This is a genomic window from Neobacillus niacini NBRC 15566 (assembly GCF_001591505.1).
GTDB lineage: Bacteria > Bacillota > Bacilli > Bacillales > Cytobacillaceae > Neobacillus > Neobacillus niacini.
In genome coordinates, this window is sequence record NZ_BCVA01000013.1 from 1 (window position 1) to 25,455 (window position 25,455).

At 39.4% G+C, this 25,455-nt stretch carries 25 protein-coding genes and 2 tRNA genes; 24 read left to right on the forward strand and 3 right to left on the reverse strand.

Annotated features, from left to right (window positions below):
• The first annotated feature begins 73 nt into the window (after nt 1-73).
• The 7 genes from BANA01_RS12335 (at nt 74) to BANA01_RS12365 (ending at nt 4,106) form a co-directional block, all read left to right on the forward strand.
• Nucleotides 74-147 (forward strand) — tRNA-Met (locus BANA01_RS12335).
• 34 nt (nt 148-181) lie between these two features.
• Nucleotides 182-258 (forward strand) — tRNA-Asp (locus BANA01_RS12340).
• 181 nt (nt 259-439) lie between these two features.
• Nucleotides 440-913: a tRNA (adenosine(37)-N6)-threonylcarbamoyltransferase complex ATPase subunit type 1 TsaE gene (tsaE, locus tag BANA01_RS12345; protein ID WP_063253355.1), complete on the forward strand. Its 474-nt coding sequence runs from the start codon at nt 440-442 to the stop codon at nt 911-913.
• Nucleotides 894-1,601, forward strand: a complete 708-nt coding sequence (tsaB, locus tag BANA01_RS12350; protein WP_063253356.1) for a tRNA (adenosine(37)-N6)-threonylcarbamoyltransferase complex dimerization subunit type 1 TsaB — start codon at nt 894-896, stop codon at nt 1,599-1,601. The genes tsaE and tsaB overlap by 20 nt, the downstream gene beginning before the upstream one ends.
• A 12-nt stretch (nt 1,602-1,613) precedes the next feature.
• Nucleotides 1,614-2,063 (forward strand): ribosomal protein S18-alanine N-acetyltransferase, encoded by a 450-nt coding sequence (gene rimI / locus BANA01_RS12355; RefSeq protein ID WP_063253357.1) that lies wholly within the window; start codon nt 1,614-1,616, stop codon nt 2,061-2,063.
• Nucleotides 2,060-3,082, forward strand: a complete 1,023-nt coding sequence (gene tsaD / locus BANA01_RS12360) for a tRNA (adenosine(37)-N6)-threonylcarbamoyltransferase complex transferase subunit TsaD (protein ID WP_063253389.1) — start codon at nt 2,060-2,062, stop codon at nt 3,080-3,082. Before rimI ends, tsaD begins: the two co-directional genes overlap by 4 nt.
• A 517-nt stretch (nt 3,083-3,599) precedes the next feature.
• Entirely contained in the window at nt 3,600-4,106 is a 507-nt protein-coding gene (locus tag BANA01_RS12365) for a Gmad2 immunoglobulin-like domain-containing protein (protein ID WP_063253358.1), read from the forward strand.
• 33 nt (nt 4,107-4,139) lie between these two features.
• On the opposite strand, the gene BANA01_RS12370 is transcribed toward BANA01_RS12365, so the two are convergent.
• A complete protein-coding gene (locus tag BANA01_RS12370) occupies nt 4,140-6,059 on the reverse strand; it encodes an ABC-F family ATP-binding cassette domain-containing protein (protein WP_063253359.1) in 1,920 nt (639 codons plus the stop codon).
• 185 nt (nt 6,060-6,244) lie between these two features.
• Here BANA01_RS12370 and moaC point away from each other — a divergent pair, with 185 nt between their 5' ends.
• Both moaC and BANA01_RS12380 read left to right on the forward strand, forming a co-directional pair.
• Nucleotides 6,245-6,742 carry a cyclic pyranopterin monophosphate synthase MoaC gene (gene moaC, locus BANA01_RS12375; RefSeq protein WP_063253360.1) on the forward strand — a complete coding sequence of 166 codons (498 nt, stop codon included), beginning with the start codon at nt 6,245-6,247 and terminating at the stop codon, nt 6,740-6,742.
• A gap of 31 nt (nt 6,743-6,773) precedes the next feature.
• The gene (locus tag BANA01_RS12380; protein WP_063253361.1) at nt 6,774-7,427 is read left to right on the forward strand and encodes a redox-sensing transcriptional repressor Rex; all 654 of its coding nucleotides are present in this window, start codon (nt 6,774-6,776) and stop codon (nt 7,425-7,427) included.
• Between the two features lie 46 nt (nt 7,428-7,473).
• Here BANA01_RS12380 and BANA01_RS12385 read toward each other — a convergent pair whose 3' ends face one another.
• Nucleotides 7,474-7,674: a YdiK family protein gene (locus tag BANA01_RS12385; RefSeq protein WP_063253362.1), complete on the reverse strand. Its 201-nt coding sequence runs from the start codon at nt 7,672-7,674 to the stop codon at nt 7,474-7,476.
• Entirely contained in the window at nt 7,671-8,396 is a 726-nt protein-coding gene (locus tag BANA01_RS12390) for a CPBP family intramembrane glutamic endopeptidase (RefSeq protein WP_063253363.1), read from the reverse strand. The genes BANA01_RS12385 and BANA01_RS12390 overlap by 4 nt, the downstream gene beginning before the upstream one ends.
• A gap of 282 nt (nt 8,397-8,678) precedes the next feature.
• Here BANA01_RS12390 and groES point away from each other — a divergent pair, with 282 nt between their 5' ends.
• The 15 genes from groES (at nt 8,679) to BANA01_RS12465 (ending at nt 25,188) form a co-directional block, all read left to right on the forward strand.
• On the forward strand, nt 8,679-8,966 hold the full coding sequence (groES, locus tag BANA01_RS12395) for a co-chaperone GroES (RefSeq protein ID WP_063253364.1): 288 nt from the start codon (nt 8,679-8,681) through the stop codon (nt 8,964-8,966).
• A gap of 53 nt (nt 8,967-9,019) precedes the next feature.
• Nucleotides 9,020-10,648 carry a chaperonin GroEL gene (groL, locus tag BANA01_RS12400; protein WP_063253365.1) on the forward strand — a complete coding sequence of 543 codons (1,629 nt, stop codon included), beginning with the start codon at nt 9,020-9,022 and terminating at the stop codon, nt 10,646-10,648.
• Nucleotides 10,649-11,146: 498 nt separating this feature from the next.
• Nucleotides 11,147-11,491 (forward strand): DUF3870 domain-containing protein, encoded by a 345-nt coding sequence (locus BANA01_RS12405; protein WP_235847131.1) that lies wholly within the window; start codon nt 11,147-11,149, stop codon nt 11,489-11,491.
• Nucleotides 11,492-11,856: 365 nt separating this feature from the next.
• Nucleotides 11,857-13,194 (forward strand): short-chain fatty acid transporter, encoded by a 1,338-nt coding sequence (locus tag BANA01_RS12410; RefSeq protein WP_063253366.1) that lies wholly within the window; start codon nt 11,857-11,859, stop codon nt 13,192-13,194.
• A 234-nt stretch (nt 13,195-13,428) separates the two neighbouring features.
• Complete coding sequence (locus BANA01_RS12415) at nt 13,429-14,112, forward strand: CoA transferase subunit A (protein WP_063253367.1); 684 nt, start codon at nt 13,429-13,431, stop codon at nt 14,110-14,112.
• Entirely contained in the window at nt 14,109-14,762 is a 654-nt protein-coding gene (locus tag BANA01_RS12420; protein ID WP_063253368.1) for a 3-oxoacid CoA-transferase subunit B, read from the forward strand. Before BANA01_RS12415 ends, BANA01_RS12420 begins: the two co-directional genes overlap by 4 nt.
• Nucleotides 14,763-14,774: 12 nt before the next feature.
• Nucleotides 14,775-15,974: a thiolase family protein gene (locus BANA01_RS12425; protein WP_063253369.1), complete on the forward strand. Its 1,200-nt coding sequence runs from the start codon at nt 14,775-14,777 to the stop codon at nt 15,972-15,974.
• A gap of 134 nt (nt 15,975-16,108) precedes the next feature.
• On the forward strand, nt 16,109-16,861 hold the full coding sequence (locus BANA01_RS12430) for a carboxymuconolactone decarboxylase family protein (RefSeq protein WP_063253370.1): 753 nt from the start codon (nt 16,109-16,111) through the stop codon (nt 16,859-16,861).
• Nucleotides 16,862-16,876: 15 nt separating this feature from the next.
• Entirely contained in the window at nt 16,877-17,653 is a 777-nt protein-coding gene (pcaD, locus tag BANA01_RS12435) for a 3-oxoadipate enol-lactonase (protein ID WP_063253371.1), read from the forward strand.
• 979 nt (nt 17,654-18,632) lie between these two features.
• Nucleotides 18,633-20,267 (forward strand): nickel ABC transporter substrate-binding protein, encoded by a 1,635-nt coding sequence (gene nikA, locus BANA01_RS12440; protein ID WP_063253372.1) that lies wholly within the window; start codon nt 18,633-18,635, stop codon nt 20,265-20,267.
• An 18-nt stretch (nt 20,268-20,285) separates the two neighbouring features.
• The gene (nikB, locus tag BANA01_RS12445) at nt 20,286-21,230 is read left to right on the forward strand and encodes a nickel ABC transporter permease subunit NikB (RefSeq protein ID WP_063253373.1); all 945 of its coding nucleotides are present in this window, start codon (nt 20,286-20,288) and stop codon (nt 21,228-21,230) included.
• Nucleotides 21,227-22,057, forward strand: a complete 831-nt coding sequence (gene nikC, locus BANA01_RS12450) for a nickel ABC transporter permease subunit NikC (protein ID WP_063253374.1) — start codon at nt 21,227-21,229, stop codon at nt 22,055-22,057. Before nikB ends, nikC begins: the two co-directional genes overlap by 4 nt.
• Nucleotides 22,058-22,076: 19 nt before the next feature.
• Nucleotides 22,077-22,895: a nickel import ATP-binding protein NikD gene (gene nikD, locus BANA01_RS12455; protein WP_063253375.1), complete on the forward strand. Its 819-nt coding sequence runs from the start codon at nt 22,077-22,079 to the stop codon at nt 22,893-22,895.
• 33 nt (nt 22,896-22,928) lie between these two features.
• Entirely contained in the window at nt 22,929-23,750 is an 822-nt protein-coding gene (gene nikE / locus BANA01_RS12460) for a nickel import ATP-binding protein NikE (protein ID WP_063253376.1), read from the forward strand.
• 76 nt (nt 23,751-23,826) lie between these two features.
• Nucleotides 23,827-25,188, forward strand: a complete 1,362-nt coding sequence (locus BANA01_RS12465; RefSeq protein ID WP_082799503.1) for an MATE family efflux transporter — start codon at nt 23,827-23,829, stop codon at nt 25,186-25,188.
• Nucleotides 25,189-25,455 lie beyond the last annotated feature (267 nt).

The following is a 25,455-nucleotide window of genomic DNA, read 5'->3' on the forward strand; positions in this document are numbered from 1 at the left end:
TGTATTACTTTTAAAAATGTGTACATATATTATTTGTTAAAGCATATAATATATAGGTCACTAATATTATTGTCGCGGGGTGGAGCAGTCTGGTAGCTCGTCGGGCTCATAACCCGAAGGTCGCAGGTTCAAATCCTGTCCCCGCAATTAGTTTTTTCAAGAAAACACTTGAAAAAACTTTGGTCTGGTAGTTCAGTTGGTTAGAATGCCTGCCTGTCACGCAGGAGGTCGCGGGTTCGAGTCCCGTCCAGACCGCCACTATATCTTTTAAAATGCGAAACGTTGTTTCGTTTTTTTTATGCCTTTTTGCTTAAATAGCGAAAGTTAGGTAAAATACATAGTAAATGGACATCCTTAGGAGCTATCCTAAGGTTTTTTTTTACAAAATTAAGGTAGAATGTAGATAGAGATAAGCTATGTTAGAATAAAAGGTGATTATATGAATCAGTATGAAAAATATACAAAAGACCCCAGTGAAACATTCCAGCTGGCTTCTAAACTTGCAAGGTTGCTCCATTCAGGCGATGTCATTTGTCTTGAAGGAGATCTTGGTGCAGGGAAAACCACCTTTACAAAGGGGTTAGCAAAGGGACTAGATATAAAGAAAACCGTTAACAGTCCTACCTTTACCATAATAAAAGAGTATAGGGGCAGATTGCCTTTGTATCATATGGATGTATACCGGGTTGCCGATTCCTACGAGGATTTAGGCTTTGATGAATATTTTGAGGGTGATGGGGTTACGGTTGTAGAATGGGCTCATTTAATTGAGGAACAGCTGCCAAAAGAGTTATTAACAGTTAATTTATATCACGAGGGCCCTGAAAAAAGAAAAATAGTGTTTGTTCCAAAAGGAAAAAGATATGAGCAATTATGTAAGGAGATTTTTCTAAATGACCATACTAGCGATTGATACTTCTAATTATCCATTAGGAGTTGCGCTTATAGAAGAAAATCAAGTTCTTGGTGAATATATTACTAACTTAAAGAAGAATCACTCGGTTCGAATTATGCCAGCGATTCAGACACTTATGAAGGATTGTGAAAGAGTACCAGCACAGCTATCAAAAATAGTGGTGGCGAAAGGTCCAGGGTCGTATACTGGCGTTCGTATTGGCGTTACCATTGCCAAAACATTGGCTTGGTCTTTAAAGATTCCATTGGTTGGCGTGTCTAGTATTGAAATTATGGCAGCTGGGGCAGGAAGATACTTTGATGGGTATATATCACCCCTTATTGATGCGAGAAGAGGACAAGTCTATACAGGGCTCTATGAATACCAAAGTGGGAAGCTTACGACGGTTAAAGAAGACCGCTTAGTTTTGTCCGTTGATTGGGCAGCTACATTAAAGGAAGTAAACAAACCGATTCTGTTTGTTGGGAACGACCTGCCGCTTCATCAAGCTGCGATAGAAGAAACACTAAGCACCCAGGCAGTGTTTGCGGCGATTACGGAGCATAATCCACGTCCTTCGGAGCTGGCTTTATTAGGTAAAGATAAACAAGGGGAAGACATTCATTCCTTTGTTCCTAACTATATCCGTTTAGCAGAGGCAGAGGCGAAGTGGTTAGAGGCAAATGGGAAAATTTTAAAAGGATAGGATTAAAGTAATATGGTAGATTCTTTTGTTTTTCGATATATGAAGGAAGAGGATATCGATCAAATTTTAGAGGTAGAACATGCCTCTTTCGCTACTCCATGGAGCAGAGAAGCTTTTTATAATGAAATTTATAATAACAAATTTGCAGTTTATATCGTTTTGGAAGAAGACCAAAAGATTATTGGTTATGTTGGTGCATGGGTAGTAATTGATGAAGCACATATAACGAATGTTGCAATTCTGCCTTCTTATAGAGGCAAAAAGCTTGGTGAAGCATTGCTTCGCAAAATGATGACTGTGGCGAAGGATATGGGAACAAGAAGCATGACGCTTGAAGTACGGGTAACAAACAATGTTGCACAATCTCTTTACCGTAAGTTAGGATTCCAAAATGGCGGCATCCGGAAAAATTATTATACAGATAATCAAGAGGATGCATTAGTGATGTGGGTGAATATATGATAAAAGATCAGTGGATTATGGGAATTGAAACGAGCTGTGATGAAACAGCTGTAGCCATTATTAAGAATGGCAGAGAGATCGCTGCAAATGTGGTTGCCTCCCAAATTGAAAGTCATAAGCGTTTTGGCGGAGTCGTACCTGAAATTGCCTCCCGTCATCATGTTGAACAAATGACGATTGTCATTGAAGAGGCTTTAAAAGAGGCAGACATAACACTCTCTGAGTTGGATGCCATTGCCGTAACAGAAGGACCAGGTTTAGTCGGAGCGTTATTAATTGGTGTTAATGCAGCTAAGGCCCTAGCATTTGCCCATAACATTCCACTTGTTCCTGTGCATCATATAGCAGGACATATTTATGCAAATAGATTAGTTAAAGAACTTACCTTCCCTCTTCTATCCTTAGTGGTATCTGGAGGTCACACGGAGCTAGTCTATATGAAGGAGCAGGGGCATTTTGAAGTTATTGGTGAAACGAGAGATGACGCTGCAGGAGAGGCTTATGATAAAGTTGCAAGGACTTTAAAACTTCCTTATCCGGGTGGACCACATATTGACCGGCTGGCTCAAGAGGGCAGCGATACGCTCAATTTGCCAAGGGCTTGGCTGGAGGAAGGTTCATATGATTTCAGCTTTAGCGGATTAAAATCAGCGGTTATTAACACTGTCCACAATGCTGAGCAGCGTGGTGAAACAATCGCACCAGAGGACCTTGCCGCAAGTTTTCAGGAAAGTGTTATTGAAGTATTGGTGAAAAAGACAGTCAAAGCAACCGAAGAATATAAGGTTAAACAAGTGCTATTAGCTGGTGGTGTTGCAGCTAATAAAGGTCTTAGGAGAGAGCTTGAAAAAACTTTTTCAACAAAAGCCGATATTGATTTGGTCATACCACCATTAAATTTGTGTACAGATAATGCAGCCATGATTGCTGCCGCAGGAAGCATTATGTTTGATAAAGGGGTTCGCGCTGACCTCTCACTAAATGCAAACCCAGGTTTAGACATTGAATTATACAATTAGTTTAGAGTCCTTCTGGATAAGAAGGGCTTTTTTTATTGGAGAATTGGTTACTATTAAGATCGGATTGTGTCGATAAAATAGAGACGAGGAAAATTGGGCAACAATCAAGGCGGGATTGTGAACAAAAGCAATGTCGATGAAAAATCAGTCGAAATAAAGGTGCCTGTCGGTTAATCCACAATTTTTGGGGTTAAGAACCTACATTTTTGTGGATAACCTTTTACAAGAAATTTGTGCATTAACTGAATTATGTGGATAAACCACCGATATTTTGTGGACAATGTGGATAAGTGGAGCTTTTTCTGTGGATAATGTGGAAAAGTGTGAATAAACCCTAAATACTAAGTTTTTTATTGTTAATAAAGTTGTGGAAAAGGTATCATGAGGAGAAAATTGGGGGTTTTTCGCGGAATTTGTCGATTAGTTAGTGAAAATGTAAGATAATTTTTTGCTATGCAAAACGTTAAAATAGGTGAATATAATTAATAAACAATAATGTATTTAAAAGGAGCATAAAATGAAGGCAAAATTAATGCTATTATTAATGGTTTTATTTCTTAGTTTAACTGCCTGCAGCCAAGATTCTAAAACACAAAATGGTAAGGAACCAAATAGAACTGATTCGGGTAAAACAGATCAAGGTGAAAAAGAACCTGATGTAACAGAGGATGAGGAGAAAGACTCAGATGTTACAGATGAAGAGGATACACAAGACGAGGAAGAGAATAAGCAGTTTGGAAATGATGTATTTAAAGAGGTAAGTGTTTCAACCTTGGAGGATGGCAGTATAGTCCTAAGGGGTAAGGCAAGAGTGTTTGAAGGTGTTTTCCAATATGCTGTTGTCTCTGGCACGGAGATATTGCTTGAAAATAATTATCAAACAGAGGGTGCACCTGCATGGGGGAACTTTGACATTACTATTGATAAGGAGTATTTGATAAAAGAAAAAGTTTCAATTGAGCTATTTGTATATTCAGCAAAAGATGGAGCAAAAACAGACATTTTAACGATTCCAATAAAATAAGGGCTGGATATCTTTATCCAAGCCCTTATTTGGCTATTCAGCCAGTTCAGCCCATTCGTCCATTAACTGTTCAAGCTCTGACTTCGCCTTTTCATTTTTTAAATTGATTTCTAGCACTTTCTCGTGGTCCTGAAATATTTCAGGCTCGCATAACTCATCATCGTTATCCTGAATAAGTGCCTCCAACTCTTCTATACGTAATTCTATTTCTTCTAATTTTCTCTTACGCTGACGCTCCAGCTTTTTACTTTCTTTATCTTGATGATACGAATTTTTATCTGGAACTTCGGAAGCGGTCTGTTTTTTTACGACGCTTGCGCTCTCTAAAGCCTTGAGCTCCTCCTCCTCCAGCTTTTTCTCCAAATAATAGTCATAGTCACCTAGATACTCTGTGCTGCCATCCTTACTAAGCTCCAGGACCTTTGTGGCTATTCTATTGATAAAATATCGATCGTGTGATACGAAAATAATGGTACCAGGGTAGTCGACTAGTGCATTTTCAAGTACCTCTTTACTGTCTAGGTCCAGATGGTTCGTAGGCTCGTCCAATATTAAAACGTTTGCCTTCTCAAGCATTAATTTGGCTAGTGCCAATCTTGCTTTTTCACCGCCGCTTAATGTTGACACTATTTTTGATACATCGTCACCTGAAAACAGGAAGTTACCTAAGACTGTCCGTATTTCTTTTTCATTTTTTAACGGCCATTCATCCCAAAGTTCATTCAGAACTCGCTTATTAGAGGTCAATTCTGCCTGTTCCTGGTCATAGTATCCTATTGCTAGATTTGCACCATATTGAATGGTACCAGCAAGTGCAGGCAGTTTTTTGATGATGGTTTTTAAAAGCGTAGACTTCCCGATACCGTTTGGACCAACTAAGGCAATACTCTCACCACGATAGGCCCGCAATGAAATATTCTCAGATACTTTTAGTCCATCATAACCAACAGCTAAGGAGTCCACACTAAGAACATCATTTCCGGTTTGTTTCTCAATTTCAAAGGAGAAGGTAGCAGACTTCTCATCCCCTAAAGGACGGTCCATCAAATCCATTTTCTCGAGTTTTTTACGCCGGCTTTGAGCTCGTTTCGTCGTAGACGCGCGGGCAAGGTTACGCTGGATAAAGTCTTGAAGATTAGCGACCTCCTGCTGCTGCTTCTCATATAGCTTCAAATCGCGTTCATAATTCGCCGCTTTTTGATCAAGATAGGCGCTGTAGTTACCGATAAATTTTTGAATTTGCTTCCGTGAGACTTCATAAACCTGTGTCACAACTTTATCAAGAAAATAGCGGTCGTGGGAAACGATCAATATCGCCCCGTCATAGCCTTGTAAATACTGTTCGAGCCAGGAAAGAGTATCAATATCAAGATGGTTGGTAGGCTCGTCCAGGATTAAAATATCTGGCTTGGTTAAAAGGAGTTTCCCTAAGGCAAGGCGCGTTTTCTGCCCGCCGCTTAAAGAAGAGATCATTACAGTATTATCGTGAAAATTTAATCCGTGCAGGATAGAACGAATATCTGCTTCATACTGATAACCGCCTTGTTCTTTAAATTTCACTTGTAGTTGATCGTATTCATTTAGGATTCTCTCGTATTTTCTCGTGTCCGCTATTGCAGCAGGATCCGACATTTGAACCTCGAGTTGTCGAAGTGACGCTTCCATAGCTCTTAGTGATTCGAATACGGTCAGCATTTCATCCCAAATTGATAAATTTGATTCTAGTCCAGTATTCTGGGCCAAATAGCCAATGCTTATCCCTTTTGGCTTAATAATTTCGCCGCCATCATGTGACAAATGCCCAGCAATAATTTTTAATAATGTCGATTTCCCTGCACCGTTACGCCCGACAAGTGCAACACGGTCCCGAGTTTGTAATTCTAATTTTATATTCGATAAAATAAGGTCTGCACCATAGTATTTTGCTAGTTGATTAACTTGTAATAATATCATTTTTTTCACCTCTATTACTAAAACAAGTGTACCTTATTCCACCAATGTCGGCAATAAAGTGGGATGTCATGGAGAAAATAAGAAAGAATACTTAAAGAAAAAAATGTAAATTCGTCATCATTCGCTCAAAGTTTCACAGACAAAATGTTAAAAATATAGTATGATTTTGTGGGAGGATACTGTTTATGTCTGAATTTACTCATTTTAACGAAGAAGGAAGAGCGAAAATGGTGGACGTTAGCGATAAGCCAGAAACGGCTCGTACGGCACTTGCTCATTCCAGCATTACGGTTAGTAAAGAAATATATGATAAAATAACAAATAATGAAATGAAAAAAGGCGATGTTCTTGCAGTAGCACAAGTTGCTGCGGTAATGGGGGCAAAGAAAACGTGGGATCTAATCCCGATGTGCCATCCTATACCTTTGACGGGAGTTAATATATCATTCTCATGGGAAAAGGAACACGATGCCGCTTATACATTGAATATTTCAGCTGCTGTCAAAACAAAAGGAAATACAGGTGTTGAAATGGAAGCGTTAACAGCCGCTTCCACATGCGCACTTACTGTTTATGATATGTGTAAAGCAGTAGATAAAGGTATGGTTATTGGGAAAACCTATTTGGTTGAAAAAACTGGTGGGAAAAATGGGGATTTCCACCGAACGGAACAAGTTAGATAAATGAACAACTTTTTATGAGGGGTGGGAGAATATGAGTAACGAAACAATGAAAATACCACAAGCGACAGCGAAACGGCTGCCCTTATATTATCGATTTTTAAAGAATCTTCACTCTTCAGGTAAACAGAGGGTTTCTTCTGCAGAATTAAGTGAGGCAGTGAAGGTGGATTCAGCAACGATTCGCCGGGATTTTTCTTATTTTGGTGCCTTAGGGAAAAAGGGATATGGCTATAATGTCAACTACCTATTGACCTTCTTTCGAAAAACACTGGATCAAGATGAATTAACAAAAGTAGCGTTAATTGGGGTAGGTAATCTTGGAACTGCCTTTCTAAATTATAACTTTTTAAAAAATAATAATACAAAGATTGAATGTGCGTTTGATGTGGATCCGGACAAAATGGGAACGACAATCCGGGATGTCCCCGTGTACCATATGGATGAGCTTGAGAAGGTATTAAGCAATGACGATATTCATGTTGCAATCCTGACGGTACCTGCTCCAGTCGCTCAGGTGATTACAGATCGACTTGTAAAATCCAATATTAAAGCGATATTAAATTTTACCCCTGCACGATTAAATGTTCCTTCGTCCATAAGGGTCCATCATATCGATTTGGCCGTCGAATTACAATCACTTATCTACTTCCTGAAACACTACCCAACAGAGGAAATAGAAGAATAAAGGAAAAGCCTTTTCACATGAAAAAGTGAAAAGGCTTTTTAAATGATTATTTTTTTATTTTGTCTTTATACCGATTGTAAAAGAAAATCATTCTTAAACCAGATCCGAAATCGAAAGTCGCAAGAATAACGAGCAGATAACTGAAGAACCCCCATCCGTTTAGGGTGACATCTTCAATTGCAAAATAAGTAAATAAACAGCCGAGCACGATATAAATAATCCCGGAAAACAAGGGTGAACGTCTCATAGAAAGCCTCCGATAAAGTTTTGAATAGCTTCTGCCTCACGAATGATTTCATTAATTTCATCTTTATAAACTGACTGAATAACGACAACTAATGTATTCATCGCAACATGGGCAAAAATCGGTACAAGGATATGTTTTGTTTTTACATAGAGAAATGCAAAAGTGAAGCCCATTGCTGAATAAAGCAGGATATGCTCAGGCTCCATATGAGCTAAGGCAAAAATAACAGAGCTGATTAACGCTGAAAAGAAAAAGTTAAGTCGTTTATGAAGAGAACCGAAAATGATTTTTCGAAAAACAATTTCCTCTAATATTGGGCCAATTACTGAACTAACTAGGATAGCAAGCGGAAAGGACTCAATAATGGTAAGGATTTGCTGTGTGTTTTCTGAACCCATTTCTACCCCGATAAGCCGTTCAATATTCGCAGCTAAAGATTGGGCGAATAAGGCTAAAAACACCCCTGCTACAGCCCAGACGGCGGAGAAGCCAAAGGAGGTGCCTCTTCTTTCATCTAATCGAGCTTTCTTCATTTCTTTTCTTAAAATGAACAAAATAATAATCAAGGCTAGGGTGAAGCTGAAAATTAACCAATAAGGAACAACGAGCCCTTGATTGATCCCTAAATAGCCAAATAGGAACATTAGTCCAGGAATTCCTACTGCACTTGATAACTGCATTGCTATATAGACAATTAAAATAATCCAATATTCCCTTTTCAAATTAATAAATCTCCTTTAGGCAGCTAATGAAAATATTTTACCCTATTCTTCATTCTACTAATAATGGCAGGGTTGTTTCAATTTTAAAGATTCTCTTTAAAAACTATGTATATTCCTGCTTGTAAATCACATACTTGTAAGGTTGCAAAAAATAATAAAAAATTACTGCTTCATACTTGCAAAATTTTTTTCCATTTATTATTATAAGAATTGTGTTAGCACTCATGTTAAGAGAGTGCTAATAAGTCAGAATTACATATCTATTTGAGGAGGTTGTTTGATTTGTTAAGACCACTAGGTGATCGTATTGTCATTGAGCTTGTCGAATCAGAAGAAAAAACTGCAAGCGGTATCGTGTTACCAGACTCAGCTAAGGAAAAGCCTCAAGAAGGAAAAGTTGTTGCCGTAGGTTCAGGCCGAGTGCTTGAAAGTGGCGAACGTGTTGCTCTTGAAGTTGCTGTAGGCGATCGTATTATCTTCTCAAAATACTCTGGTACAGAAGTGAAGTTTGAAGGAAACGAATATTTAATTTTACGCGAAAACGATATCCTTGCTGTAGTTGGACAATAAGGATTTTTTTAAAACAATATTGAGTTTAAAAAATACGAGGAGGTTTTTTGAACATGGCTAAAGAAATTAAATTTAGTGAAGAAGCACGCCGCTCAATGCTTCGTGGTGTTGATGCGTTAGCAGATGCAGTAAAAGTTACTCTTGGACCTAAAGGACGTAACGTGGTTCTTGAAAAGAAATTTGGTTCACCACTTATCACAAATGATGGTGTAACAATCGCGAAAGAAATCGAATTAGAAGATGCATTTGAAAACATGGGAGCTAAGCTTGTTGCTGAAGTAGCTAGCAAAACAAACGATGTAGCTGGTGACGGAACAACTACTGCAACGGTTCTTGCTCAAGCTATGATCCGTGAAGGTTTGAAAAACGTAACTGCGGGTGCTAACCCAATGGGTATCCGTAAAGGGATTGAGAAGGCAGTTACTGTAGCAGTCGAAGGCTTAAAAGCTATTTCTAAGCCAATTGAAGGCAAAGAATCTATTGCACAAGTTGCTGCTATTTCTTCTGATGATAGAGAAGTAGGTCAACTAATTGCTGAAGCGATGGAGCGCGTTGGTAACGACGGCGTTATCACAATTGAAGAATCAAAAGGCTTCACAACTGAGTTAGATGTGGTTGAAGGTATGCAATTTGACCGCGGATATACTTCTGCTTACATGGTAACAAACACAGATAAAATGGAAGCTGTTTTAGAAAATCCATATATCTTAATCACAGACAAAAAAATCTCAAGTATCCAGGAAATCCTTCCTGTCCTTGAGCAAGTAGTACAACAAGGCAAACCATTATTGTTAATTGCTGAAGATATCGAAGGTGAAGCACTTTCTACTTTAGTATTGAACAAACTTCGCGGAACATTCAATGCAGTTGCTGTTAAAGCTCCTGGCTTTGGTGACCGTCGTAAGGCAATGCTTGAAGATATCGCTGCATTAACTGGCGGTGAAGTAATCACTGAAGAGCTTGGCCGTGAATTAAAAACTACTACTATCACATCTTTAGGCCGCGCTTCTAAGGTTGTTGTAACGAAAGAAAACACAACAATCGTTGAGGGTGCTGGTGCAACTGAAGAGATCCAATCTCGAGTTAACCAAATCCGTGTTCAATTAGAAGAAACGACTTCTGAATTTGACCGTGAAAAATTACAAGAGCGCTTAGCGAAATTAGCTGGCGGTGTAGCAGTAATCAAAGTTGGTGCTGCAACTGAAACTGAATTAAAAGAGCGCAAACTCCGTATCGAAGACGCTTTAAACGCAACTCGTGCTGCGGTTGAAGAAGGTATCGTATCTGGTGGTGGTGTTGCCCTACTTAACGTATACAACAAAGTAGCTGAAATTCAAGCGGAAGGCGATATCCAAACTGGTGTAAACATCGTATTACGTGCGATCGAAGAGCCAGTTCGTACAATCGCTCACAACGCTGGTCTTGAAGGTTCAGTTATCGTTGACCGCTTAAAGCGCGAAGCAGTTGGAACAGGCTTCAACGCTGCTAGCGGTGAGTGGGTAAACATGATCGAAGCTGGTATCGTGGACCCAACTAAGGTTACACGTTCTGCACTTCAAAATGCTGCTTCTGTAGCGGCTATGTTCTTAACAACTGAAGCAGTTGTTGCTGACAAGCCAGAACCAGCTGGCGCTGGCATGCCTGACATGAGCGGCATGGGTGGAATGGGCGGCATGATGTAATGAGGGTTTAAACCCCCAATTATATCAATGGTTTGAACTAAAATAGGATTTCCTTGTCCTCGATGCAAAGAGCGACAATCATGACAATGGAAATGCCGATTATAAGAGAAGGTCTTTCATCAGTTTGCTAAACTGCTGGGAGGCCTTTTCTTCATAAGGTAGAAATAAGATTGAACATAGTGGGAAGATAACCTTTGGATTCATTGATTCAGCTACAGCCAAAACATAATTAAGTGAAAATTATGCTATAAATGACGAGAGAGGTACAGTCATAATGATTGTATCTCTCTATTTTTTTAGGAATAATTATTGGAGATAAAATTAATGCTAAGTTACTAGTTATAATGTTTAGGACTAATGATATTAACTAAAGTTATTAACCGAATGCTTGAGCTAACATCACAGATTATTTAGCTACTGAATATGACATTTACCTAACAGCATTGAAAGGGATTTTAAACTTTAGTAAAATGGTGGAAAAAGGTAGGGGGATCTGCTGTGGGTACACAACATGAAATGAGTACGGTTCTTGTTACTGCTTATGCGAAGGCTCCGACTGGGAGTGCGATGTTTGAGGTTTATAAACATGCAGGGATTGTTTTGGAGATTGATCCTAGCGATCATACAATTTTGAATGCTGAGTTTACGTTTATTACGGATTTAGCCAAGGACTTTTTTAAACGGCTAATTGTCGGATATAATTTAACTAATGGGGTGGATGAGCTTATAGCGAGGATTGAAGCTCATTATTTCGCTCCATCAACCAATTCCGTGATTGTTGCATTGAAAGCGGCAAATAAAAGGTATCTTGAAAAAATTAATCAGTTTGAAGATAAAAAATAATTTGACAATTAATCTGAAGTGTTTTATATTTTAGATAAATAATTATCTAAGAAAAGCATCTTCTTAATGATGGAATACACCCATTCCAATTTTAATTAAGGATACCTAGCTTTTCCAAGAGACAATAAGAAACCTTTCTGTTTTCTTATTCCTTTTGGGGGCTAGGTATTTTTGTTTTAAAAATTGTCGAAATTTGGAGGTGATTCCTGTATTAGCAGACATAGGCAGCGAAGAATTATCGAGGTTCTTTTTGTTAACAAATGTAAGCGTTAACCTGGGGATTGATTATTTGGTTCATTTAAAGAAAATATAAGCTTTAACTATAAGGGAAGCATCATAAAAAATATGTTTAAGGGGGCGCAGTGATGGAGAAAGTCACAAATTTTTTTACGAATCTAATGAGAAAGTACTTACCGGATCCATTTGTATTTGCCATCGGATTAACGATTCTTACAATGATCTTGGCGATGATCATACAAGGACAGGGGTTTGTTGAGGCTACAACTAGCTGGGGTTCAGGCTTTTGGAATTTGTTATCGTTTACAACACAAATGGCCGTTATTCTGGCGATGGGTTATGTACTTGCAACCGCTCCGATAACCGATCGTTTTTTAAACAAGATTGTAGCGCTCGTTAACACTCCTAAAACGGCGATTATTGTTGCCACGCTTGTTGGGGGAATTGGCAGTTATCTTAATTGGGGATTTGGATTAGTAATCGGGGGAATCATTGCTAAAAAACTAGCATTAAAGGTTAAAGGGGTTCATTATCCACTTATTATCGCGGCTGGTTATAGCGGTTTTACCCTATATGGTCTAGGATTTTCGGCCAGTATTCCTGTTTTAATCTCGACTGCAGGCCACCCGATGGAAGCTGCAATGGGAGTCGTTACACTAGCGGAAACAATTTTTTCATTGCCAATGCTGCTTACTAGCCTTGTCGTAATCATTACACTTCCACTATTAAATGCATGGCTTCATCCGAAAAATAAAGACAGCATTATCGAAATAAATCCCGCTGTTGAGGCGCAGGAACAAATAGCGGCATCAGCGGCAGCAACATTTGAAGAACCAACTCTTGCAAACAAACTAAACAATAGCCGCCTGCTTTCTCTTGCCATTGGCTTAATCGGTATTGTTTATGTTATTTCCTTTTTTAATCAAGGTGGAAAGCTTGATCTGAATATGATCAACTTCATCATTCTTTTCCTAGGGATAATTCTTTTAGGTACTCCGGCAAAGTATGTTGCAAATTTAAATGAGGGAATTAAAACGATTTCTGGTATTATACTTCAATATCCTTTCTATGCTGGTATTATGGCGATAATGGCTGGTTCTGGATTAGTTGATACGATTGCTCACTGGTTTGTCCAATTTTCAACAGCAGAAACCCTGCCTTTCTGGGGGTTAATTAGCTCATTCTTTATTAACTTCTTTGCACCATCTGCTGGGGGACACTGGGTCGTTCAGGGGCCATTTATGATTGATGCTGCCAAAGAATTGGGTGCATCTATCAGCCAGACATCAATGTCTGTTATGCTCGGGAATGCATGGAATGATTTGGTTCAGCCATTCTGGATCTTACCGGCTTTAGCTTTATCCGGTTTGAAGTTAAAAGATGTCATGGGTTATACCGTTGTCATGATGTTCTGGATTGGAATTGTTTACTCTGCTGCGGTTCTTCTTTGGGGATTTTTGGGCTAAAATTCTGATTATTTAAGTCAACTTTGAAAAATAAATATGATATAATAGAAGAAATATGAAAAATCTAATCAGGTTCCTGATTATGATGATGGAAAGTTGAAATCTTCATGGTGAGAACGCTCAACCCGTTTTCATTTAATTGAGATAGCCCAGCCTTTCCAAAAGATGAGCGCCTACGCGTTTTCTTTTGGAGGACTGGGCTTTTTGTTTGGCAAAAATTGAGAGGTGATTAGGATGCAAAAGGTTAAGCTAGTAGAAGAGGTCATAAATACAATCCAATCAGGCGACATCCTTATGGTGGGAGGATTTGGGCTTGTAGGGGCGCCTTTAACGTTGATAGATGAACTAACCAGACTCGATGTCAATCAGTTAACGATCATTAGTAATAATCTGGGGGAAGCCGGTAAAGGGCTTGGAATTTTATTGCGCCAGGGAAAAATTAAAAAAGCAATAGGTTCTTATTTTACTAGCAATCGTGAAGTTGGAGATTTTTATAACCAAGGGAAATTGGACATTCAATTAATGCCCCAAGGTACGATGTCCGAGTCGATTCGTGCAGGTGGTGCAGGAATAGGCGGCTATTATACAAAAACCAGTGCAGGTACGGAACTCGCAAAAGGGAAAGAAGTGCGCGAGATTGATGGGGAGCTTTATGTTTTAGAGAAGCCGTTAAAAGCAAACGTTGCCTTGGTAAAAGCGGCTAAGGCAGATAAGCTTGGAAATTTAGTGTATTACAAAACAGCGCGCAATTTTAATCCATTAATGGTGACAGCCGCAGATTATGTGATTGCAGAAGTAGACGAAATTGTCGAAGTCGGAGAATTATCTCCAGAAGAGATTGTAACGCCTCACTTATTCGTTGATGCGATCGTGGAGAGCAAATTGATATTGAAAAAGGAAGGAGTGGTTTCCAAATGAGTAAGGAAAGTCAAGAGCTAATTTCCAAACGTGCTGCAGCAGAATTACAGCCAAACTCGATTGTAAACCTGGGAATCGGAATTCCAACCCTTGTGGCTAAATATGTAGATTCCAGTTCCGTTTATTTCCATACGGAAAATGGAATGATTGGGGTATCAGAGCTAACAAGTGAGGATGACTTTGATCCTAGCTTGGTTAATGCCGGGAAGCTGCCAATTTCGGAAGGTATCGGTGCCTCTTATTTTAACAGTGGAGAGTCCTTTGCGATGATTCGCGGTGGTCATGTGAATGTAGCCATTCTTGGTGCGCTGCAGGTCGATGAACAGGGGTTAATTGCCAACTGGGCAATACCGGGGCAAAATATTATGGGCGTCGGTGGAGCGATGGACCTTTTAAGCGGAGCACAAAAAGTCATTGTCACGACGAATCATACGTCTAAAAAGGGTGAGTCCAAAATTGTTAAAAAGTGTACCTATCCAATTACTTCACTCCGAAAGGTCGATTTAATCATCACCGAACTGGCTGTATTTGAGTTTAGTGGCGGACACATGGTTTTAAAAGAGTTAATGCCTGGTGTAAGTTTGGCTGAAGTCAAGGATAAAACAGAGGCAAACTTTGAAATTAGTGATTCAATTACAATCTTATGCTAAGGAGTTGGTAACTTGGATAATCGCGTATTTGTTGTGAGTGCAAAGAGGACTGCAGTGGGGAAAATTGGCGGATCATTGAAAAATGTTCAGCCGGATGATCTCTTGGTTCCGTTATTTGAAGATTTGAAATCTAGCAATCTAGTTCCTGATGGTGTGATTGATGAAGTTATTATTGGTCAGGCAAAACAAAGTCAGGACCAGTCGAATATCGCCCGCAAGGCTTTGTTGAAAACTGATTTACCGGAATCTCTTCCAGGATATACGGTTCATCGTCAATGTGGTTCCGGTATGCAGGCAATTCATAATGCCTTTATGGCGATTCGTTCTGGAGTAGGGCATGCTTATATTGTCGGTGGGGTGGAAAGCATGAGCTGCGCTCCTTATTATATCCGAAATGGACGATATGGATTGCTTTCAGGGAACGGCGAAATCTTGGATCCGAACAAGGAAAGCCAGCCTGGCTCACAGCCTGAGGAAAAATACGGCCGGCTTGTGATGGGAATGACAGCTGAGAATTTAGCTGATGACTATGCCATTTCTCGTGAAGAGCAGGATTTATTTGCCTTTGAAAGCCAGGTAAAAGCATTTAACGCAATCGCAAATGGCCGATTTGAGAATGAAATTGTTCCTGTTTCAATTCCACAAAAAAAAGGAGAGCCTATTCTATTCTCTGTTGATGAACATCCAAGAAAAACGAGCTTGGATAAGCTAGCAACATTGCAGCCTGCTTTTAAAAAAGGTGGGACGGTTACCGCAGGAAATGCATCTGGATTAAATGATGGCGCTTCAATGCTATTGGTGGTTTCCGGTGAAGTAATAGAGAAATATCAGCTTCAGCCTTTGGTTGAGATTGTTGCACTTGGTGTTTCCGGCGTACAGCCGGACCGGATGGGCATTGGTCCCGTTGAGGCAAGCAAAAGAGCAGTGGAAATGGCTAATATCAGCCTAGAGGATCTCGATTTGGTAGAATTAAATGAGGCCTTTGCGGCACAAGCGTTAGCTTGTATTAAAGAGCTGAATTTACCATTGGAGAAAATTAATGTCAACGGTGGAGCCATAGCGCTTGGTCATCCAATCGGAAACAGCGGTGCGAGGATCAGCGTTACACTGATCCATGAAATGAAGAAGCGGAATGCAAAATGGGGACTCGGTACCTTATGTATCGCTGGCGGACAAGGGATTGCCACATTATTCCGGTCGGTTGAGGAATAGAAGCTTCCTTTTTATAGTTTGAAAGGCTTTGGAAACTACATTGTGAACTTCGTGGAATAAATGGTGGACTCAGCGGATTTATCTTCAAAATACTCGGAATTAAAGTCAACGAAAAACTTTTAGGGGATGATAAAATGACAACAACTTTTAATGGGTTAGAATTTTTCGAACGTGTTTACGGTCAGGTTCCGGATTGGGTAGCTAAAATGCATCATTTTGCACCAAAGGCACTTGAGTATTACACAAAATTAAGAGGCGAGATTTTAGTTGATGGGGCTCTTTCTAAAAAGGAGAAAGAATTAATCCTTGTTGGAATCAATGCGGCGCGCCGATATGAACGAAGCATGATCTATCATACAAAGGGAGCCATCGATTCAGGTGCAACAATCGAGGAGATTGCCGATGTATTGGCTACTTGTATCATTTCTAGAGGGATTCCAGCTTGGTTTACGGGTGTAAAAGCCATCGAATATGCTGTTTCATATGTAGGAAAAGAAGAGGTGAATGCTTCTCCTGCTTTAGATGAAGAGGCCTTCTTCGCTTCCCTTGCTGATTATAACCGTTATTATGAAAAAGAAGCCGGCGGGGAAATTCCAAATTGGGTTAAAGTCTTGAACCAATTCAACCCTTCTGTTACAGAAAGGTATACAGATTTAAGAAGGTCTGTTCTTAGAGACAATGTGGTTTCACGTAAATTAAAGGAACTTGTCTTAGTTGGAATCAATGTTGCGGAAATGTACCAAAGAGGGATTGAACTCCATATTCAAGGTGCGAAAAAGTGTGGAGCAACAGAGGCGGAAATTGCTGATGTATCGCTTGTTGCTCTGCTGACAGCTGGCATTCCTGCATGGTTTGAAGGCAGTGATTATTTATCAATTGAAAAATAAAAAGAGGTGTTTGGGATGAATTTTATAGAAGTTAATGGTACCCGGCTACATTACCGTTTCGACGGCAAGGAGGGGCTTCCTGTACTAGTACTCTCTAATTCTCTTGGGACCGACCTTTCGATGTGGGATCCTCAGATAGAGGCACTGACACAAGATTTTTGCGTGTTACGATATGACACTCGAGGACATGGTGCTTCCGATGTGCCCCAAGGTCCCTACACAATTGAGCAGCTTGGCAAAGATGTAGTCGGCTTGTTGGACGGTTTGGGGATTGAACGTGCCCACTTTGCTGGTGTTTCGATGGGCGGCATGACAGGTATGTGGCTGGCATTAAATACTCCTGAGCGTCTTGCGAATTTGGCGCTTTGCAATACAGCGGCTTACATTGGGCCTCGTGAAATCTGGGATACAAGAATTGCCAATGTACGTAATGGAGGAATGGAAGCCATCGCGGAAGGGGTATTGGTACGCTGGTTCCAGGAACCTTTTATTGAGCAAGGTTCAGCAGAGTTGGATAAGGTGAAAAAAGTACTATTGGAGATGTCACCGGAAGGATATACCGCAGCCTGTATGGCTGTTCGTGATATGGATCAGAGGGATACAGTCAAGCATATCAAGGTGCCAACATTAGTGATTTCCGGAAGCGGTGATTTAGCAACGCCTCCACGCGATGGACAATACCTGGCAGAACAGATTCAAGGTGCGCACTACGTTGAGCTCGAGGGGGCTCACTTGTCCAATATCGAAGCTGTGGAAAAATTTACAAAAGAATTGCTGGAGTTTTTGTCATAGATCCTGGTACCGCAGATATTTTTTTATTAAAAGTGCAATACTTTACAAATGTGTTTGTAGAGTTTGCGCTTTTTTTGTTCTCGAGGGGGGAAGGAATGACCTTATTGGATTTAGATGTGTTACCGCCTGTATTTCCACTAATAAATTTGAAACTCTTTATTAGACAATTATTTTACTTAAAACAGCCAAAAATTCGTTTGTTAAAAGGGCTTAGGCGGTATTTAATTAAACGTTTAATTAGTTGAATTGGTTCTAACTAAACGATTGATTAGAAGGCCTTTAAATACTGTCAAAACAGTGATTAAACCTTGCTAGTAGGAAGAACATTGTCGGAATTGGAATCAAGTAAAACTAGTAGCAAGCTTCAAAGAAGGTATTGATAGGCTTTTCTCACATGGATTCGGACGAAGGCGCATTAAAGGGCGGTATAATGTAATCAAGCCCTCCAGCCCTTGATATATATAGGGTTTTGAGTGATTTGATAACAAAATGCTAATACATTGAAAAATAAAAGAGACTTCTCATGAGTTCAGCGAACTTTTGAGAGGCTTCTTTTTTCATTTCTTGCGTACGTGCCCAGATAGACATTTTTGGCTATCTATTCATCTGAACGGTCGAGTCAGTCTTTAAGTATTGTTTCTCTAGAGGGTAGTCCTTACACAACGCTTTAATATACCTCTTTCTTGAGGCGTGAAAAATAAATTCAAGTCAATATTTTTTGGAATATAAAGGACCATACATTTTAGTTATGTCTAATATGTGTGGTCCTTTAATTATTCACAGTAGTTAATGCAACTATTGAAAATAGGAGTCTTTCTTATGGTGTATAACTTTGCAGGAGTAGAGCTTATATCACATCTTAAAATACCATTAATAACTTGAATACTTTGTGAAATATCAGAATCTTCATTGACAATTAGCGTTTGGGAATCTACTATTGATAATAGTTATCATTATCACTCAGGAGGATCAACTTACGATGTTTAACCCTAAAAACAAGAAACGACTTTTGCTTATGGCTGTATGGGTTCTGATAGTATCGATGGCTTTACTTGGCTGTTCAAGCGGTTCAGTAGAAAAAGAAAACTCTAAATCTAGCAATAAAGAAACAGAAAGTATGGTTACCTTTGCTTGGCCAAGAGATATAGGCGAAATGAATCCTCATATCTATAACCCATCTCAATTATTTGCCCAATCTATGGTGTATGAACCTTTAGTCAGCTACCAAGAGGGTGGAGAGTTAAAACCACATTTGGCAGAGTCATGGGAGATTTCCGAAGATGGGAAGGAATATTTGTTCAACATACGTCAAGGTGTCAAATTTACAGATGGTACAGTTTTTAATGCAGAGATTGTGAAAAAGAATTTTGATGCGATTTTAAAAAATGCAGCAACACACAGTTGGTTAGGTTTTATTTCAAAGATCGACCAAACTGAGGCTGTCGATGAGTATACCTTTAAATTAACCTTAAAAGAACCTTATTACCCTACTATTCAGGAATTAGCAGTCGTCCGTCCAGTACGATTCCTTGGGGAGGCAGGTTTCCCTGAAGATGGTGACACCTCTAAAGGTGTAGTAAAGCCAGTTGGGACAGGTCCATGGGTATTAGATGAATATAAAGTAGATGAATATGCGGTTTTTAAAAGAAACGATGATTATTGGGGAGAAGTTCCAAATATAGAGAAAATTAAAGTGAAAATCATTCCTGATGCTGAAACGCGCATCCTTGCTTTCGAAAAGGGGGAATTAGACCTTATTTATGGGGAGGGTGTAATTAGTATCGATTCTTTTAAACAACTAGAATCAACAGGTTCATTTGTGACTAGCATTTCTGAACCAGTCGCTACTAGACAGCTGGTAATGAATACGAACAAAGAACAGCTTTCAGATGTACGTGTTCGTCAAGCCCTACATTACGGCTTTAATAAATCAGCGATGGTTGAGGGTGTGACATCTGGTTTAGAAGAGAAGGCTGACTATATCTTACCAACCAACCTCCCTTATACTTCCAATGTGAAAGCAGATACAATCGAGTATAATGTTGAAAAAGGGAAACAATTATTGGACGAAGCTGGCTGGAAGCTGCCAAAGGGGAAAGATATTCGCGAAAAAAATGGAAAACCACTAGAAATTGAGTTAATGTATAACTCTGCTGAAGTAATCCAAAAAACAATGGCTGAAACATTACAGTCTGAATGGGCGGGCTTAGGTGTAAAATTAAATATTACCGGAGTTGAGCTTACCACTCAAGTCGAAAGATTCAAAGCGAATGAGTTCGATATGAATTTCTATAGTAACTTTGGTGCTCCGTATGATCCGCATACTTTCGTAAACATGATGGTCACAGAAGGATTTGGATTTAGAGAAGCAATTTCATCTTATCCTAACAAAGAAGAGTTACAGAACCAAATAGCTGAGGTTCAACAAACAACGGATGAAAACGAGCGTCAACAACTTTATACGGAGATTTTAGGTTCACTACAAGAACAAGGTGCAATTGTACCAATTTCGTATATTAAGAAAATAGCTATCTATCAAAAGGATGTTTCTAATTTTACATTCCCTGCTAACCGGGATGAACATCCATTTACAGGAATAAGTAAGAAGAAGTAAGCGACAGGGGAGTTTTACATGGGTACTTATGTCTTGAAACGAATCATCACCATTGTTCCAATCTTTCTTTTGGCCACTTTACTAACATTTGGCATGATCAACCTATCGCCAGTGGACCCAGCTGAGGCATATTTTGCTGCTGCACATATCCAAGCGACAGATGAAATGTTGGAACAAAAAAGACATGAGTTTGGCTTAGATCAGCCTCTCTTTATTCAATATGTAAATTCCCTAATAAAAGTAGGGCAATTTGATTTTGGCATATCGTATGTTACCAATAAACCCGTATGGCAGGAGATTTCCGCTCGTTTACCAGCTACTATTCAGTTGACGATCGGCAGTCTCTTGATTGCTATCCTAGTAAGTGTTCCGATTGGTTTTTTAGCAGGTATAAAGAAGAACAGTGGAATGGACCATTTAAGTCGATTCCTCTCTTTTATAGGGGCATCCATCCCATCCTTTTGGCTTGGGTACTTATTGATATTTTTCTTTTCTGTAAAACTAGACCTTCTCCCAGTAGAAGGGATTGGAACGTGGAAGCATTTGGTTTTACCTTCCGTTACACTGGCTTTCCCGTTAATCGCACTCTATACCCGACTATTACGGGCAAGTGTTCTTGAGAATTTACAAGAGTCTTATGTGCTTTTTGCGCGGACGAGAGGTGTTCATGAAAAAATCATCATGGGGAAGCATGTATTAAGAATTGCCATTTCCCCGATGATTACCGGGCTTGGAATGAATCTTGGGAACTTAATGACAGGAGCGATCATTGTAGAGGCAGTCTTTTCATGGCCAGGGTTTGGGCGTTTTTTTATTGAGGCTGTTTTTAACCGTGATGTTCCCGTTATTCAAGGCTACGTGCTATTGGCTGCAGGAATATTTCTTACTAGCAATTTACTAGTCGACCTGATTCAAATGTATATTGACCCACGTATTTCTAGAAGAGGAAGGCAATACCGATGAAAGCAAAGCTTCGTGATCGATTAAAAAGTCAAAAAGTGATTGTCATTTGTTCAAGCATATTGGGGGTTTTATTCCTAATTACCCTTTTTGCCCCGTGGATTGCACCGAATGATCCGATTGCTGTCAATTTAGCGCATAAGCTGCAGCAGCCTTCATGGGACTATCCGTTAGGAACAGATCATCTAGGTCGCTGTACGTTTTCGCGTATCCTTTTTGGGGCACGAATTTCGCTAGGGTTTGCTATGCTCATCTTTGTTTCGGCGCTAAGTATTGGTTTGATTATCGGGATCGTTGCTGGGTATACGGGCGGCTGGGTTGATCAATTGTTAATGAGACTGGGTGATGGACTAATGGCAATCCCAAGTCTTTTGTTTGTTCTTGGTTTTGTGGGCATTTGGGGAGCCGGCCTGAAGCAGGTGATATTAGGATTAATACTCGTACAATGGGTTTATTACGCCAGGGTCATTCGAGGAATGGTTCTAAGCTTGAAAGAACAGAACTATATTACGGCTGCTAAAATCAGTGGCTCATCTACATGGACCATCATGAAAAAACATATTATTCCTAACGTTCTTCCATCACTTGCTGTAATGGGAACGTTAGAAATGGGTTGGGCGATTATGAACTTATCCTCCATGTCCTTTTTAGGCTTGGGTGTACAGCCTCCTACACCAGAGTGGGGAGCGATGATTCATGAGGGAAAGTCCTATATCCGAACACACCCAGCCTTAATGATCTATCCGGGTTTCATGATTATGCTAGTTGTTGTTACCTTTAATTTATTAGGTGAATCACTATCAGAACGTTTTGGGGTTAAACGCCGCTAATAAAAAAGGACTGTTGAAAATGGAAGACATTTTAAAGGTAAAAGATTTACATGTGCAAGTTAGAACCAATGATGGTTCTGCCTCACTCGTTCAGGCTATTTCATTTGGAATAAAAAAGGGCAAGATCTTAGGTCTCGTCGGGGAAAGCGGCTGTGGGAAAACGGTTACAAGTATGTCGATCCTCCAGCTCCATGATAAGAAAAATGTGGATATTAGAGGGAGTATTACACTGCAAGGCAGGGAATTGAATGGTCTGGCAAACAAAGAAATGCGGAAAATTCGCGGTAAGGATATTGCTTTTATCATGCAGAATCCAATGAATGCTTTTACTCCCGTGTTTACGATCGGTCATCAATTTATTGAAACCATTCAATCTCATACAGGACTAAACAAAAAGCAAGCAAAGGAGCTTGCGATTGGTGTGATGGAAAGTGTTAACCTGCCGGATCCAGCTAAATTGCTGAAAAACTATCCTTTCCAATTAAGTGGTGGTATGCTGCAACGGGTGATGATTGCCATAGCTGCCTGCCTGAAGCCAGCTGTTATTATTGCCGATGAGCCCACTACAGCCCTTGATCTTCATAGTCAATCATTGGTACTGCGTCTATTAGATAAGATTCGTTCAGAGTATGGAACATCTATTCTACTCATTTCTCATGACCTTGGGGTTATTTCTGAATTGGCTGATGATGTAATCGTAATGCGACATGGGAGAATAGTAGAAACAGCAAACGTTTTAGAATTATTTGATAATCCACAACATGAGTACACGAAGAAGCTGTTAAGGACAAGACCGACCTTATATTCTCAAAAACAACCCTATAGCTATATGTTGTAACGGGCAAAACGAAATTCCCAAGGGGTGAAGCCATTGAGCTTATTACAGGTAAAACAAGTAAACTTTAGCTATAATTCTAAAAGGCTTTTTAAAGGGAATGATCAAACAACGAATATTCTTAATGAGATTTCCTTTTCTATTGAAGAAGGAACATGTTTGGGGTTAATTGGTACCAGCGGAGCTGGTAAAAGTACCTTAGGAAAAGTAATTCTCGGGATTCAACGCCCACAGCAAGGTCAGGTTTTGTTTCAAGGACATGACATTTACAATTTAAATAAAGCTACCCAACAAAAAATACGCCGTGATCTCCAGGTGGTATTTCAGGACTCATATTCCGCTGTTAATCCCCGAATGACAGCCGAACGAATTATTAGCGAGCCATTAGAGAACTTTGAAAGGCTATCTGTAGGAGAAAAAAGAAGAAGGGTTATAGAGCTATTAGAAAGAGTAGGCTTAAGTGAAAGGGATTTAAAAAAATACCCTCATCAATTTAGTGGTGGACAATTGCAAAGGATAAATATTGCTAGAGCAATTGCTCTTAAACCGAAGTTAATCGTTCTTGACGAATCAGTAAGTAGTTTAGATATGGTTACACAAAGCTTAATCTTAAAATTATTAAGTGAATTAAAGGATGATTTCGGTTTATCCTATCTTTTCATCACACATGATATTAAAGCAGCTTTTTCGATATCTGATCAAATTGGTGTCCTTGAAAAAGGAGAATTGATAGAGCTTTACGATTCAAAAGACCAATTTTTTTCCTCCAAACACCCTATAGTTAAACGATTAAGAGACTCCATCCTTGCTGAACACCCACGTTTTCGTACACTTACAACGAAGGTGAAACTGGGTTAGCAAAAATGGATATTTAAATAATATGATGTATACGCAAGGACAGGGGAACCTGTCTTTTTCTACATAGGAGGAATTTATGAAATTGGCAACAGATTCAATGGTCTCAAATAACACTACATTTTATAGCCATAAAGAGTATTTAGTGTTGGCCATTCCACTCATTGTATCAGGCATTTCAACTCCAATTTTAGGGGCTGTTGATACAGCAGTCGTTGGGAGAATTTCTAATCCGGCTTTAATTGGTGGAGTAGCTGTTGGTGCCGTTATTTTTAATACGATGTACTGGCTGCTAGGATTTCTTCGAGTGAGTACAAGTGGATTTACTTCTCAGGCGCAAGGAGCAAATAATCAAAGTGAAATTATTCTATATTTTCTTAGGCCAATGATATTAGCTTTATTGTTTGGAATAATTTTTATCCTTTTGCAAGATCCCATTCTAGCAATTGCCTTAACATTCATTGGCGGAAGTGAAGCTGTATTATCCTTTGCTTCTACTTATTTTTCTATTCGAATCTGGGGAGCACCGTTTATTCTACTAAGCTATGTCACGATTGGTTGGCTTATTGGAATGGGAAAGGTTCGCTTAGCTTTGACTACTCAAATATGGATGAATGTCTTAAACATTATATTAGACCTTGTGTTTGTTTTAGGATTAGGAATGGGAGTTAAGGGTGTTGCTTACGCCACTCTTATAGCTGAGGTTAGTGCTGTTGTATTAGGGGCATGGCTTCTATATTTGACGAATAAAGAGAGACTAGGCGGTATAAAGTTATCGATGTTAATAGAAACAAAACCCATTAAAAAGATGATGATAGTGAACCGGGATTTATTCCTGAGGACTGTCTGTTTGCTTACGATGACCGTGATTTTTACTTCTAAAGGTGCAAGTATGGGTGAAGTGACGTTAGCGGCCAATGTCATCCTGCTACAAATTCACTATATAATTGCTTATTTATTTGGTGGTTTCGCGAATGCTTCTAGTATCATGGTTGGCAGAGCTATAGGTGGAGCAAATCAGTTCCTTTATAAGCGTGCGTTTATTCTTTCAGCTCAGTGGGGGTTAGCCTCGGCAATTCTTTTAAGTTTAAGTATATTTACTTTTGGTGAAAATATCGTCTCCTTATTCACGACAATTACAGACGTAAAAGCTATGTCAAAGGATTACCTAGTGTGGATGATTTTGTTTCCAATCTTTGGATTCTGGGGTTTGCAGCTAGAAGGAATTTTTTCTGGTGCTACTGAGGCAAAATCTATCCGGGATTCAATTGCTTTAGCATTGATTGTCTTTTTAATTTCGATTTGGGTGCTTGTACCCCAATATCAAAATCATGGATTATGGATAGCGTTTGTCTTATTTAGTTTATCTCGTTCCTTCTTTTTATCGTTATTTGTTCCCAAATTAACTCGTGAAAAGTTTTCTAACAAAAATAAAACCTAGAATTCAATTACCTTAGTAAATAAATAAGACTAATATAAAATGCTAACATCCTGCTAACGCAATCCAGTGAAAAACGGTAATATCAGGTGAAAGATGTTACAGGTGAAATTTGGAAAAACACTGATAAACCGCACTTTCTGCACACACCGTAAAAGATATTACACACTCTCACCTTAGGGGCGGCATGATGTAATTAGGGATTAAAACCCTGTTATATCAAGGTGTCGATTCGTTAACTTAAATGCTTTTTCCGTAAATCAATAAAAG

Excerpts from the sequence above, each read along its gene's own strand:
- groL (WP_063253365.1), top strand. The coding sequence starts at position 9,020 with ATGGCTAAAGAAATTAAATTTAGTGAAGAAGCACGCCGCTCAATGCTT.
- tsaB (WP_063253356.1), top strand. The coding sequence starts at position 894 with ATGACCATACTAGCGATTGATACTTCTAATTATCCATTAGGAGTTGCG.
- nikB (WP_063253373.1), top strand. The coding sequence starts at position 20,286 with ATGGGTACTTATGTCTTGAAACGAATCATCACCATTGTTCCAATCTTT.
- BANA01_RS12420 (WP_063253368.1), top strand. The coding sequence starts at position 14,109 with ATGAGTAAGGAAAGTCAAGAGCTAATTTCCAAACGTGCTGCAGCAGAA.
- BANA01_RS12380 (WP_063253361.1), top strand. The coding sequence starts at position 6,774 with ATGAGTAACGAAACAATGAAAATACCACAAGCGACAGCGAAACGGCTG.
- tsaE (WP_063253355.1), top strand. The coding sequence starts at position 440 with ATGAATCAGTATGAAAAATATACAAAAGACCCCAGTGAAACATTCCAG.
- moaC (WP_063253360.1), top strand. The coding sequence starts at position 6,245 with ATGTCTGAATTTACTCATTTTAACGAAGAAGGAAGAGCGAAAATGGTG.
- BANA01_RS12370 (WP_063253359.1), bottom strand. The coding sequence starts at position 6,059 with ATGATATTATTACAAGTTAATCAACTAGCAAAATACTATGGTGCAGAC.
- pcaD (WP_063253371.1), top strand. The coding sequence starts at position 16,877 with ATGAATTTTATAGAAGTTAATGGTACCCGGCTACATTACCGTTTCGAC.
- BANA01_RS12410 (WP_063253366.1), top strand. The coding sequence starts at position 11,857 with ATGGAGAAAGTCACAAATTTTTTTACGAATCTAATGAGAAAGTACTTA.
- nikA (WP_063253372.1), top strand. The coding sequence starts at position 18,633 with ATGTTTAACCCTAAAAACAAGAAACGACTTTTGCTTATGGCTGTATGG.
- BANA01_RS12385 (WP_063253362.1), bottom strand. The coding sequence starts at position 7,674 with ATGAGACGTTCACCCTTGTTTTCCGGGATTATTTATATCGTGCTCGGC.
- nikC (WP_063253374.1), top strand. The coding sequence starts at position 21,227 with ATGAAAGCAAAGCTTCGTGATCGATTAAAAAGTCAAAAAGTGATTGTC.
- tsaD (WP_063253389.1), top strand. The coding sequence starts at position 2,060 with ATGATAAAAGATCAGTGGATTATGGGAATTGAAACGAGCTGTGATGAA.
- nikD (WP_063253375.1), top strand. The coding sequence starts at position 22,077 with ATGGAAGACATTTTAAAGGTAAAAGATTTACATGTGCAAGTTAGAACC.
- BANA01_RS12430 (WP_063253370.1), top strand. The coding sequence starts at position 16,109 with ATGACAACAACTTTTAATGGGTTAGAATTTTTCGAACGTGTTTACGGT.
- BANA01_RS12415 (WP_063253367.1), top strand. The coding sequence starts at position 13,429 with ATGCAAAAGGTTAAGCTAGTAGAAGAGGTCATAAATACAATCCAATCA.
- BANA01_RS12365 (WP_063253358.1), top strand. The coding sequence starts at position 3,600 with ATGAAGGCAAAATTAATGCTATTATTAATGGTTTTATTTCTTAGTTTA.
- rimI (WP_063253357.1), top strand. The coding sequence starts at position 1,614 with ATGGTAGATTCTTTTGTTTTTCGATATATGAAGGAAGAGGATATCGAT.
- BANA01_RS12465 (WP_082799503.1), top strand. The coding sequence starts at position 23,827 with ATGAAATTGGCAACAGATTCAATGGTCTCAAATAACACTACATTTTAT.